Here is a 12065-nt window from a genome sequence, read left to right as displayed (position 1 = left end):
GAGAGGAACAACAATGTCTACATCTTCCCGAAAAACTGCAGTGATCACCGGCGCCTCGTCGGGGATAGGTGCGGTGTATGCCGACCGTTTCGCCCAACGCGGCTATGACTTGGTACTGGTTGCCAGGCGCGCAGAGCGCCTGCAATCGCTGGCCACTACGATTGCTACGACGCATGGGGTAAGAGTCACGCCACTTGTCGCCGACTTGGCGACGGACGAAGGTCAAGCCAGCGTGGCGGAAGTGTTGGCGACCAACCCGGCGGTAAGCGTATTGGTCAACAACGCCGGCATTGCACGGTTGGCTCCGATCGCTGGCGGCGCGCTGCAAGATTCCATAGCGCAAATTGCGCTGAACATCACCGCGTTGACGCGCTTGGCGCACGCAGCCTTGCCGGGAATGAAGGCGCGGAACGAAGGCTTGATCATTAATGTCTCCTCGGCACTGGCGCTGCATTCCTTGCCGATCAGCGCAGTGTACAGCGGCACCAAAGCGTTTGTTCTGAGTTTCAGCCGCGGGCTGCAGCAGGAATTGCTAGGCACTGCAGTAACGGTGCAGGTTGTGCTTCCGGCGGCGACGGCCACTGAGGTCTGGGACCAGTCCGGCGTACCGCTGGCCACGCTGAATCCCGATACCGTCATGTCGACAGACGCGATGGTGGATGCCGCGCTGTCCGCGCTCGACAAGGGAGAAAGTATGACCTTGCCTGCAGTGGCCGACGTCGCCGTAATCGAACGTTTTGAAGCGGCGCGTGCCGAACTTTTTTCCAGCACCAATACCGGCAAGGTCGCACCGCGATTGCTGCCGGCCTGATTCACATTTGCTCCTGCAATGAAAGATAAACATGTTATTTGAAGCCTTCGATTTGCGTGGCACCCAGCTCAGCAACCGCGCCGTGATGGCGCCGCTTACTCGCCAGCGTGCGCTCGAACACAACACACCAAACAGCTTGATGGCCACCTACTATGGCCAGCGTGCATCAGCTGGACTCATCATCACCGAAGGCACCTCGCCGTCGCCCAACGGCCTGGGATATGCCCGCATGCCTGGCTTGTTCAACGAGGCCCAGGCAGAAGGCTGGAAGTTAGTGACCGAGGCCGTTCATGCCAAAGGTGGCAAGATCGTCCTGCAAGTCATGCATTCCGGCCGGGTAAGCCATCTCGCTAACATGCCTGGTGGCGCGGAAGTATTGGGGCCTTCAGCAGAGGTGTGTCCCGGCGAAATGCGCACCGATACCGTTGGCATTCAAGCCCATACGCCGCCGCGTGCGATGACCGAGGCGGACATCGCCAGCACCATCGATGAGCATGTGCGCACGGCGCGGTTGGCTGTCGCCGCTGGTTTTGATGGTATTGAATTGCACGGGGCTAACGGTTACCTGATCGAACAATTCCTCAATCCACATATCAACCGTCGCACGGATGGCTATGGTGGCAGCGTTGAAGGACGCAACAGGCTGCTGCTGGAGATCGCCAAAGCGACGGTGAAGGAGATCGGTGCCGCCCGCGTCGGCGTTCGACTGTCGCCTTACGGTGTCGTCAACGCCACCGCCGCCTTTGACGGCGTGGACCAGCAGTATATTGCGCTGGTCAAGCAATTGTCTGCGTTGGGTCTGATGTACGTACACGTACTGGATCATTCCGCCAGTGGTACGCCGCCGGTGCCGGAGGCACTGAAATCGGCGCTGCGTGCTGCGTTCCACGGCCCCTTCATTCTCGCCGGGGGCTTCAACAAGACTAGCGCGGAACAGGCGCTTAACGAAGGTATTGCCGACTTGATCGCCATGGGACGGCCGTTCCTGTCCAATCCCGACCTGGTCGCGCGCATGCGTCAGGACGAGCCCTTGAATCCCCTCGATCCCGCAACGTTGTACACCGGTGGTGCGCAGGGCTATACCGACTATCCGGCGCTGGCGGGATGATGCGATGAAACTCAGCTTCCACCATCTGGCGATATTGACCTCGCTACTTTTTCTTGCCTTGGCGCTCGTGTGGATGTTTGAGCCGCAGCGGGTGCTAGTGGGATGGGGGATCGCGGCTACATCAGAGACCGACCTGGTCGGGCGTCGCGCGGCGGCTCTCTATGCTGGTATTGCAGTGATGTTCTGGTTGGCCAGAAACGCGTCAGCATCGCTGGCACGCTCGGCCATGAGCAAGGGACTGGCGGTGGCCTCTTTTGTACTGGCATCGCTGGGTATTTTTGAGCTGGCAGCCGGCCATGTAAGGGCTGGCATCCTAGCCGCTGTTGTGATTGAACTCTTGCTCGCGCTGGCGCTGTTACACGTAAGCCGAGCAGCATCGTAGGCCTTGCACCGCAGAGCGCAGGGACAATTCTGCGCGGCGGAGAGGCGGCAGTCTTGCCAGCATAGCTTGAACATACATAAAAAGAGGGGAACGATGAAAGCACTCGCCCTGAAAGGTTACTCAGCCGTACAAGCCATTTCATGCACGCGTATTTCAATCCATGCTGACAAATATGATGAAAATCATATTTATGTGTGCCCAGCCGCCGCTGTGTTTTTTACCGACCTGCGTTTCACCAAGGACAGGCATCTACTGAGGGACTAGCAATGAGTAAAGACATCTTCATCTGTTCACCCGTTCGCAGCGCGATCGGCAGCTTCGGCGGTTCGCTGAAAGACACGCCCGCCAGCGCGCTCGGCGCCCACGCCGTCGCGGCCACCCTGCGCCGATCCGGGTTGGACCCCGCATTGGTCGATTCGGTGGTAATCGGCAATGTCGTCCAGGCTGGCAACGGCATGAACATTGCACGGCAAGCTGCAATCGGCGGCGGCTTGCCCGTGGCCGTGCCGGCGCTGACCGTGAACCGGGTGTGCGGCTCGGGCGCCCAAGCGGTCGCTACCGCCTATGCGGAAGTTGCCTCCGGCCTGTCGCGGATGGTCATCGCCGGCGGCGCCGAGAACATGGATCGCGCGCCGTACTTGTTGCCTGGCATGCGCTTTGGCGCCCGCATGGGTAACGCTGAAGCGATCGACGCGCTGCTGCTCGATGGCCTGCACGACGCTTTCTCGACGCGGCACTCAGGCTGGCATACCGAAGACCTGGTGCAAAAGTACGGCCTCACGCGGGAGGCGCAAGATGCCTTCGCGGCGCAAAGTCAGCAGCGCTTTGCCGCGGCTCAGGCCGCAGGCTGGTTCAGCGACGAGATCGAGCCACTGATCTTGAATGGAAAAAAGGGTCCAATTGCCTTCGCAGTCGATGAGTCCGGCCGGCCTGACACTACGCAAGAAACGCTGGCGCGGCTGAAGCCGGTGTTTCGGCCCGATGGCACCATCACTGCCGGTAGCGCCCCAGGCGTCAACGCCGGTGCGGCTGCGATGATCGTCTGCGACAGCGCAATTGCGCGCGAGTTCGGACTGGAACCAATGCTCATCATCCGTGGCATAGGCGTTGCTGGTGTCGAACCCGGCTATTTCGGTCTCGGGCCCCTGCCGGCGATACGCCAGGCGCTGGACCGTGCTGGCTGGAGCATAGGCGAGGTTGACCGGGTCGAAGTGAACGAAGCCTTCGCTGCCATCGCCATCGTCGTGCGCGATGAATTGCAGATCGATCCGGCGCGCTTCAACATCGACGGCGGCGCGATCGCCCACGGCCACCCGATCGGTGCAACCGGGGCCATCCTGATCACCAGGGTTGCCCATGCGCTGCAACGTACCGGAAAAAACAAAGCAGTGGTATCGCTGTGCATCGGCGGTGGCCAAGGCATTGCACTGTGCCTGGAGCGCGCATGCTGACCCAACCTTTATCTCTGCCGAACGGCGCCGTCCTGCGTAACCGCCTGGCCAAGGCGGCCACCAGCGAAACGCTGGCAACCTATGCCAACCATCCGACGCCGAACCTGGTGCGGCTGTATCGACGCTGGGCCTCGTCGGGCATTGGCCTGCTCATCACCGGAAATGTGATGATCGACCGCCGCGCATTGGGCGAGCCTGGCAATGTCGTGATCGAGGACGAGTGCGACCTGCCCATCTTGACGCAATGGGCGCATGCGGCAACCGATCAGGGCGCCGCGATATGGGTGCAGCTCAATCATCCCGGCAAGCAATCGACCAAGGGCCTGAATGCCAGCAATCTGGCGCCATCGGCGGTACCGTTCAGCAAGGACTTGGCGGCGCTGTTCGATACGCCGCGCGAGGCCACAACTGCCGAAATCACTGAAATCATTCAACGATTCGGCCGCAGTGCAGCGATCTGCAAGAAGGCCGGCTTCAGCGGTGTTCAAATCCACGCGGCGCATGGTTATCTGATCAATCAGTTCCTATCGCCGCACCACAACCAGCGCAATGATGAATGGGGTGGTACGCCGGAAAAGAGGAGTCGCTTTCTGTTGGCTGTCTACGCCGAAGTCCGGCGCCAGGTCGGCAGTGACTTCCCGGTTGCGGTCAAGCTCAATTCGGCGGACTTCCAGCGCGGAGGTTTTACCGAAGAGGAGTCGCTGGCAGTAGTCAGGGCGCTGGTCGATGCAGGAATCGACTTGGTGGAAATCTCTGGCGGCACCTACGAAACCGGCGTCGCACAACCAATAAAGGCATCCACCCAGGCACGCGAAGCCTACTTTATCGAGTTTGCCGAGAAGGTGCGCGCCGTGGTCCCGGTACCGCTGATGGTCACCGGTGGATTCCGTAGCGTAGCAGGCATGAACGCGGCACTGCGCTCCGGGGCAGTCGACGTAGTCGGGCTGGCGCGCCTGATGGTAATTGATCCCGATGCGCCGACGGCTCTGTTGCAGGGACAGGACAGCAAGCAAAGCGTACGTCCGATCAAGACGGGGATCAAGCAGATCGACGGCTTGGGCCTGATGGAGATTCTGTGGTACTCCCTGCAACTGAAGCGCATCGCTGCCGGCGGCAATCCGCGGCCAGACGAAAGCGGTTTATGGGCCCTGGTGAAGTCCCTGGTAATAAGCGGCTGGGGTACGTTCAGAACGCGTCGCCTGCGGGCTTAGTGCCAGACATCGAGCAATTTCACACCGTGGAGTTTCATAAAATGCACAATTCATTGAAGCAACAGGCACTGGCAGCAGGCGTCTTGGCTTTCGCCCTGGCCGCACCATCGGTCTCGTCGGCGGCAAGCGCGGACGGCGCAGGCGCCACTCAGGCCAATCCGGTTCCGGTGGCGCAGGCAGAGGCGATCACCTGGAGCAAGGTTCCCACACAATTCCTTGCCGCAGGCGCAGTAAATTTCGCCTATCGGGAACTGGGCCAGCAAAATGGCGGAACGCCCGTGGTTTTTCTCAACCACTTGGCCGCAGTCCTGGATAACTGGGATCCCCGGGTCGTGGACGGTATCGCTGCAAAGCATCATGTGATCGTCTTCGACAACCGTGGTGTCGGCGCGTCGAGTGGTTCTTCACCGAACTCAATCGAGCAGATGGCGGACGACGCCATTACCTTCATCAAGGCACTGGGCTACCCGCAGGTTGACCTGTTCGGTTTTTCGATGGGCGGCATGATCTCCCAAGAAATTGCGCTCAAGGAGCCACAACTGGTGCGCAAGATGATACTCGCGGGAACTGGCCCGGCAGGTGGTGAAGGCATCAGCGAGGTGGCCGGCGTCGCCAATGTCGATCTGCTCAAGGGACTTTTCACCGGCCCGGACCCCAAGCAATTCCTTTTCTTCACCCGCACGCCCAAGGGCATCGAAGCAGGCAAGGCATTCCTGGCGCGCTTAAAGGAGCGAGTGGATAACCGCGACAAGGAAATCACCTTTGCCGCATACATCGCACAGTTGCAGGCCTTGAAGGCGTGGGGGCAAAAACAGCCAGCTGACCTGTCGGTGCTCAAGCAGCCCGTATTGATCGTTAATGGCGATCATGACCGGATGGTTCCTACCGTAAATTCGCGCGACCTCGCACGGCGGATTCCACACAGCACCCTCGCCATCTATCCCGATGCCGGTCACGGCGGCATATTCCAGTTTCATGTCACATTTGTACCCGAAGCGCTGGCGTTCCTGGCGCGCTAACGCGACCAGAACCATGCGTATACATAACGAAGTTTAACAAAATTAACAGGAAGACCAGATCATGACTACTACTCACCTGACCGCCCCCACCCGTTTCATCGAAGTAGATGGAGAAAAATTCGCGTACCGCCGTTGGGGCAACAGCACGTCCGGACAAGCACCAGTATTCTTACTTCAACATTTTCGTGGAGGTATGGATCACTGGGATCCGCTCCTGACAGATGGCTTGGCTGCCGGGCGCGAAGTCATTCTTTACAACGGACGCGGCGTTGCATCCTCTACCGGCGTACCACGCACGCGCATCGAGCACATGGCCGACGACGCGGCCGCGGTCATCCGCGCACTTGGCCTGCGCCAAGTCGATGTACTGGGGTTTTCACTGGGCGGTTTCCAGGCCCAGGACCTGACGCGCCGGCATCCCGACCTGGTGCGCAAGCTGATGCTGCTTGGCACTGGCCCGCGCGGTGGAAATCCGGATTCGGATCCCGGTGTGTTGGAAGTGGCGCCGCGTCCGGTGCCGACCGTCGATGATTTCCTGTTCCTGTTCTTTGGGCGCTCCGAGGCTGCAAAAAAAGCCGGACGCGAGTTCTGGAACCGCCGCCATCAACGCGTTGATCAGGATCCACCCAGTTCCCCAGCCGTTATCCAGGCCCAGATCGAAGCCAATATGTACTATTTGCCGAAACTGGATCCGACCACCCCGTACGTCCATTTACACGAAATCAAACAGCCGACCTTTATCCTGAATGGGGTGAATGATGTGATGATTCCTTCCATCAATTCCTGGCACATGGCCCAAAACATTCCAAACGCGCAGTTATTCATTTATCCGGATGCCGGCCACGGCGCCCAGTTTCAGTATCCGGAGCGCTTCCTGATGCACGCCATCCAGTTTCTTGACGAGTGATCATCATGCTCAAATTTAAATTTTTGCTGTGGGCACTGACCAAGTTGTTGCAAAGGGCCGTCAAGAGCAACCCCGCATGCGCCAAGTATGTCCAAGGCAAAAAACTGGTTTTCCAGATGCAGACTCGAAGCGGGGCCGGGCGCCATTTCACGATAGCGGAAGGAAAAGTCAATTCTGCAGCCGGATTGATCAAGGCACCCGGTTTCATCATGACGTTCAGAGATGGGCCTAGCGGCTTTGCCATCCTTTCCGCCAAGGAGAGCAAGGACGCCTTCCTGACAGCCTTGCATACGGAAGATTTGGCCATCAGTGGCGACTTTGTCGAGGTGATGTGGTTCCAAGGTTTGACCGAATTCCTGCAGCCCGGTAAAACCTAACATCGCCATTCCAAAAACTCCCCCTGCGAAGAGGGGGAGCTGCGTCGTTCAAAGCGCTGCTTGCACCAACATCTGGCCCAATGAATTCGGTCGGCATGGTCGACATGATCGAGCAAGAGAAAATGCCCGGCGATGTCTCCATATACTAAGTATTCGACGGTCAACGACAAAGACGCGTTAGCCATCAGCGGTCGGGCCGAGATTAGCTGCAGACGCAACTGATATCGCTTGAATTTCATTCGTCCGTTAGCCAGCCCCCATTTTCGCCATTCTATCCCCCGTTTTCCGTCCTCTGTCGCGTAGTCAACCTGGCAATACTGCTTTGGCCTATGATTGGCTGGCACATGCACGTGTGAAGTTTCCCTTCATTCATCAACCATGAGGTGTCCATGATTCGCTATGTCCTGCCTGTCCTGTTGTTCGCCAGCGTACTGCCGGCGCACGCCCAAGCCCCTGTCAAGGAAACGCCGCTGATCGAGCGGGCCAAGTTGTTCGGCAATCCCAGCAAGTCCGGTGGCAAGCTCAGTCCCGATGGGCGGTGGCTGTCGTGGATCGCGCCGCGCGATGGCGTGCTCAATGTATGGGTGGCGCCGGCCAGCGACCTGGCGCAGGCGCGCCCGCTGACGGATGAAAAGGTGCGGCCCATCCGCAGCAGCTTCTGGTCGCCTGATTCGAAAACCCTGCTGTTCATCCAGGACAAGGGCGGCGATGAAAACTTCCTGCTGTACGGCGTGAATGTGGCGAGCGGCAAACAGATCAATTACACGCCGTTCGAGAAGACCCGCGTGCGGATAGTCCAGATCAGCAGCAAGGTGAAGGACCGCATCCTCGTCGGCATCAATAACCGCGATGCGCGCTGGCACGACGTGTACAGCCTGGACCTGGCCAGCGGCAAGCTGACCCTGGTGCAGCAGAACGATGGTTATGGCGGTTATGTCGCCGATGAACTGCTCAACTTGCGCATCGCCAGCAAGGCGCGCGCCGATGGCGGCATGCAGTATTTCCGCCTGACCGATGGCAAGGTCGAGAGCACGCCGCTGGCCGAAGTCGGACTGGAAGATGCGCAGACCACGGAGCCGCTGGCCTTCACGGTCGATGGCAAGACCTTGTACTGGGCCGATTCGCGCGGCCGCAATACATCGGCGCTGCTGGCGCAGGACGTGGCCAGCGGCAAGAGCACGGTGGTGGCGCAAGACCCGCGCACCGATATCGCCGATGCCCTGTACGACACGCGCACGGGCCGGGTGCAGGCCTATACGGTCAATTATCTGCAGCAGGAATATCTGCCGCTGACGGACGAGCTGAAAGGCGACCTGGCCTTCCTGAAAAAAAATACCCAGGGCCAGTTCACGGTGACGTCGCGTACGGAGGCCGACGATAAATGGCTGGTGGCCGTCGATGCCGTCACGGCGCCGCCATCGAGCTGGCTGTATGAGCGCAAGACCAAAAAGCTCACGCGGCTGTACGTGACGCGTCCGGAACTGGAAGGCGCGCCGCTGGTGCCCATGTATCCGCAGCAAATCAAGGCGCGCGACGGCCTGACCCTGGTGTCCTATCTCACCTTGCCGCAGGCATCGAAGGCGAACGCCGGCGGCGCACCGTCGCAGGCGGTGCCGATGGTGCTGCTGGTGCACGGCGGTCCGTGGGCGCGCGATACGTATGGCTACAACGGCTACCACCAGTGGCTGGCCAACCGCGGCTACGCCGTGCTGTCGGTGAACTTCCGCGGCTCGACGGGCTTCGGCAAGCAATTCATTTCGGCCGGCGACCTGCAGTGGGGCCGCAAGATGCATGACGACTTGCTCGACGCCGTGCAATGGGCCGTGACGAGTGGCGTGACCACGGCCGACAAGGTGGCCATCATGGGCGGCTCGTACGGCGGCTACGCGACCCTGGCCGGCATGGCGTTCACGCCGACGACCTTTGCCTGCGGCGTCGATATCGTCGGCCCGTCGAACCTGTTCACCTTGCTGCAAACCATCCCGCCGTACTGGGAAGCGGGCAAGCAACAGTTCTACAAGCGCATGGGCGACCCGACCACGGAAGAGGGCAAGGCGCTGCTGAAGGAGCGTTCGCCGCTGAATTTCGCGCAGAACATCCAGCGCCCGCTGCTGATTGGCCAGGGCGCCAACGACCCGCGCGTCAATGTGGCTGAATCGGACCAGATCGTGGCGGCCATGGCGGCCAAGAATATTCCCGTCACGTATGTGCTGTTCCCCGATGAAGGCCATGGCTTTGCCCGGCCCGTGAACAACATCGCCTTCAATGCGGTGACGGAAAACTTCCTGGGTCAATGCCTGGCTGGCCGCGCCGAGCCGATCGGTGCCACCCTGAAGGCATCCACCGCGCAGGTCAAGCATGGCGCCGAGTTTGCTCCTGGCTTGCTGGAGGCGATGCGCTAGGCGGCGAAAGCGGCATGTCAGTTGCAGTGCAGGCGGCCGAGCTTGATGACCCGGCCGCCGCATTTCTGCCAAGCGCAGATTGGGGAGTTTCAGGTCAAAAGTTGTGCCAAAGCAGCAATGCTTCCATTAGAATAAATCAATCACGGCGCTCATGGAATGGAATACTTGCAATGATGAATATATTGACTCTGGAACACTTCGCCACCCGCGTCAACGATACCTTTGTCTCGGTCAGCGACGGGAATGCCGCTTTCATCCTGAAGGAGGTGTGTGCCTTGCCATCCGCTACGATCGAGGGCATGCTGCGCGCGCCGTTCAGCTTGTTATTCCATAATAGTTCGCCCATCCTCTTCAGCCAAAAAATCTTTCAGCTGCAGCATGATGCGTTTGGCGAGGTAGGCATCTTCCTGGTGCCGGTGGCGCGTGATGGCCAAGGTTTCCTGTATCAGGCAGTGTTCAACTAAAAAAGGGGCGGGCCAGGCAATACCGCGATGGCATTGCCTGTCCCTAGCGTACTGTAATTAGCCAAATGCAGGAAATACACCCTGCAAGGCGATACAGAAGTTCAATGCCAGCAGCGGCTGGCGATTTTCGTGTGCCTGGTTGCCTCCCACGGGAGAGAGCGCCGCGGCAGCAAATGTGGTGCTAGGGGCTGCTGTCGGCAAGAAAGTATTCACACTACCGACGGTAATCAAACCGTCATTAGTCAATGGAACATTGTGTTGCAAGCTCGCATCCGGTTGACGCTTAACAGTGAGCTGATGGGTGTGGCTGGGAATTTGCGTTACATCGAGTTGCACGTTTTCGCTGCCGAACGTATCGCCGATGGTGCGCGCCGTCAGGGCTGGCCCCTGACCCTGGCCGCAGGGCGCGCGTCCCGTGAAGTTGGGCAGCTGGAAGGTGTTGACCCCATCGCCGCCATATTGCGTGCCGATCAATGAAAACAGGGCGGTATATTGACGTATCTGCAGGGTGGCGCCATTACAGCTGGCCCAGCCGGCCGGGGCATAGTTGAAGCCAAAGACTTGTATCTCGCCGAGGAATGGTGAGGTCACGATAGATTCTCCTGGTCAGTTTGGTTGGCAATGCGCAACTGTGGTGGCGCTTTGCTTGCACGGAAGCTGTTATTGCTGGGACGGATAAATACCGAACGCAGCGATGCAAAAGGATGCGGTCAGGGTCGGCATCGTATTGTCGTGCGCCTGGTTGCCGCCGGTATTAGTAACTGCGGCCTGCGATAGTGAGTAAGAGGTGAGGCCAGCCAGGCTGCTGGTATACATCTTGTCATTATTAGCTGGGGCGGCCAGCAGCAGATCGCTTGCCGGTTTAGAGGCGGTGGCCACTGCACTCGTCACATTAAATCCATGCGTATGCTGCGGCAACTGGGTCGCCAGCAGGGTTACCTGTTCGGTGCCGCCATTCTGGCCCAGCACCCGTGCCGTCAATTGCGGCCCTGTGCCTTGGTGCACGGGAACCTGTCCGCGCAGATCCGGCAGGCCAAAGGTATTGACGCCATCGCCACCGTAGGTGGTGCCGAGCAAGGTGTATAAGGTTTCATTGTTGGCAATCGATACCAGGCTCCCATCACATGCCAGCCAGTCATTCGGAATACGGGAAAAGGCAAACAGGCGGATCTCGCCTATATAAGGTGTGCTCATAGCTATCTCCGGGAGTGTTAGCTGGTTAGTTACGGCTAGGGTAGATGCCGTTCAAGGCAATGGAGAAATTGATGACGCGGAATGGCTGCATATTCGGATGCGGCAAGTTACCACCCGTCAAGCCCAAGGTCTGACTGGCCAGCGTCACCTTGGGGCCCGATGCATTGCCATAAATGGCTTCTGCACCGCTGTCGGCAAATAGCGCGTTGTTGGGATTCTTCAGAGTAGCCGCCGTGCCCAAGGCTGAGGCGGTATGTATATGCGCGGGCATTTGAGTCGCTGTCAATGTGACAGCTTCAACACCGGCACGACTACCAATAGGATAGGTAGTAGGCTGCCAACTTGCATCGACGGATGGACCTGTATGGATAGGTACAGACCCTTGCAAATTAGGCAATCCAAAAGTGGTTGAACCGTTGCCGCCGTAGGTGGTGCCCAACAGCGCAAACAGGGCTTGATTCTGGTTAATAGGCAGTATTTGCCCGTTACAGAGTGCAAAACCGCGCGGGGCAAAGCCAAATCCGCTCATCATTATTTGTCCAACATAAACATCAGCCATTCTTGTTCTCCAGGTGTTAAGTGGGGGTGCCGGTGGGACTGCTTACATGTCTAATTTCGTATCGTTGTTGTTTTTTAGGTAATCTCCTTTTTTTAGTTGCTTTATTAGCCATGCAAGGTAGCATACGTTGACGTACGGCAAGCGTCAATATTTGTTGCCGCCGTAGAATGTATTTTTTTA

General features: G+C 58.9%; 14 protein-coding genes. 11 read left to right on the top strand and 3 right to left on the bottom strand.

The window, feature by feature from the left end; genetic code table 11:
• The first annotated feature begins 13 nt into the window (after nt 1-13).
• The 11 genes from ACQ4WY_RS06980 to ACQ4WY_RS06930 all read left to right on the top strand — a co-directional run bounded on the left by ACQ4WY_RS06980 (nt 14) and on the right by ACQ4WY_RS06930 (nt 10132).
• Nucleotides 14-811, top strand: coding sequence for an SDR family NAD(P)-dependent oxidoreductase (locus ACQ4WY_RS06980; RefSeq protein ID WP_436503368.1), 798 nt, complete (start codon nt 14-16; stop codon nt 809-811).
• A 31-nt stretch (nt 812-842) separates the two neighbouring features.
• On the top strand, nt 843-1919 hold the full coding sequence (locus ACQ4WY_RS06975; RefSeq protein ID WP_436503367.1) for an alkene reductase: 1077 nt from the start codon (nt 843-845) through the stop codon (nt 1917-1919).
• A 4-nt stretch (nt 1920-1923) separates the two neighbouring features.
• Nucleotides 1924-2301 (top strand): hypothetical protein, encoded by a 378-nt coding sequence (locus ACQ4WY_RS06970; protein WP_436503366.1) that lies wholly within the window; start codon nt 1924-1926, stop codon nt 2299-2301.
• 93 nt (nt 2302-2394) lie between these two features.
• Nucleotides 2395-2565 carry a hypothetical protein gene (locus ACQ4WY_RS06965; RefSeq protein WP_436503365.1) on the top strand — a complete coding sequence of 57 codons (171 nt, stop codon included), beginning with the start codon at nt 2395-2397 and terminating at the stop codon, nt 2563-2565.
• Nucleotides 2566-2567: 2 nt separating this feature from the next.
• Nucleotides 2568-3752 carry a thiolase family protein gene (locus tag ACQ4WY_RS06960; protein ID WP_436503364.1) on the top strand — a complete coding sequence of 395 codons (1185 nt, stop codon included), beginning with the start codon at nt 2568-2570 and terminating at the stop codon, nt 3750-3752.
• Complete coding sequence (locus ACQ4WY_RS06955) at nt 3746-4963, top strand: NADH:flavin oxidoreductase/NADH oxidase family protein (RefSeq protein WP_436503363.1); 1218 nt, start codon at nt 3746-3748, stop codon at nt 4961-4963. The genes ACQ4WY_RS06960 and ACQ4WY_RS06955 overlap by 7 nt, the downstream gene beginning before the upstream one ends.
• 41 nt (nt 4964-5004) lie before the next feature.
• Nucleotides 5005-5982, top strand: coding sequence for an alpha/beta fold hydrolase (locus tag ACQ4WY_RS06950; protein ID WP_436503362.1), 978 nt, complete (start codon nt 5005-5007; stop codon nt 5980-5982).
• A gap of 61 nt (nt 5983-6043) precedes the next feature.
• Nucleotides 6044-6889, top strand: a complete 846-nt coding sequence (locus ACQ4WY_RS06945) for an alpha/beta fold hydrolase (RefSeq protein ID WP_353660620.1) — start codon at nt 6044-6046, stop codon at nt 6887-6889.
• A 5-nt stretch (nt 6890-6894) separates the two neighbouring features.
• Complete coding sequence (locus ACQ4WY_RS06940) at nt 6895-7266, top strand: helicase (RefSeq protein WP_436503361.1); 372 nt, start codon at nt 6895-6897, stop codon at nt 7264-7266.
• A gap of 389 nt (nt 7267-7655) precedes the next feature.
• Nucleotides 7656-9668, top strand: coding sequence for a S9 family peptidase (locus ACQ4WY_RS06935; protein WP_436503360.1), 2013 nt, complete (start codon nt 7656-7658; stop codon nt 9666-9668).
• 14 nt (nt 9669-9682) lie between these two features.
• A complete protein-coding gene (locus ACQ4WY_RS06930; protein WP_436503359.1) occupies nt 9683-10132 on the top strand; it encodes a DUF6916 family protein in 450 nt (149 codons plus the stop codon).
• Nucleotides 10133-10189: 57 nt separating this feature from the next.
• On the opposite strand, the gene ACQ4WY_RS06925 is transcribed toward ACQ4WY_RS06930, so the two are convergent.
• The 3 genes from ACQ4WY_RS06925 to ACQ4WY_RS06915 form a co-directional block, all read right to left on the bottom strand.
• On the bottom strand, nt 10190-10723 hold the full coding sequence (locus ACQ4WY_RS06925) for a phage tail protein (protein ID WP_436503358.1): 534 nt from the start codon (nt 10721-10723) through the stop codon (nt 10190-10192).
• Nucleotides 10724-10792: 69 nt separating this feature from the next.
• A complete protein-coding gene (locus ACQ4WY_RS06920) occupies nt 10793-11326 on the bottom strand; it encodes a phage tail protein (RefSeq protein WP_436503357.1) in 534 nt (177 codons plus the stop codon).
• 25 nt (nt 11327-11351) lie between these two features.
• Nucleotides 11352-11885 (bottom strand): phage tail protein, encoded by a 534-nt coding sequence (locus ACQ4WY_RS06915; protein WP_436503356.1) that lies wholly within the window; start codon nt 11883-11885, stop codon nt 11352-11354.
• Nucleotides 11886-12065: the final 180 nt, after the last annotated feature.

It is taken from the genome of Janthinobacterium salmonicoloratum, assembly GCF_051380845.1.
In the GTDB taxonomy this organism is placed as follows: domain Bacteria; phylum Pseudomonadota; class Gammaproteobacteria; order Burkholderiales; family Burkholderiaceae_D; genus Janthinobacterium; species Janthinobacterium lividum_F.
Note: the sequence above shows the minus strand (reverse complement) of the source record. Positions and strands in the feature narration are given on the sequence as shown.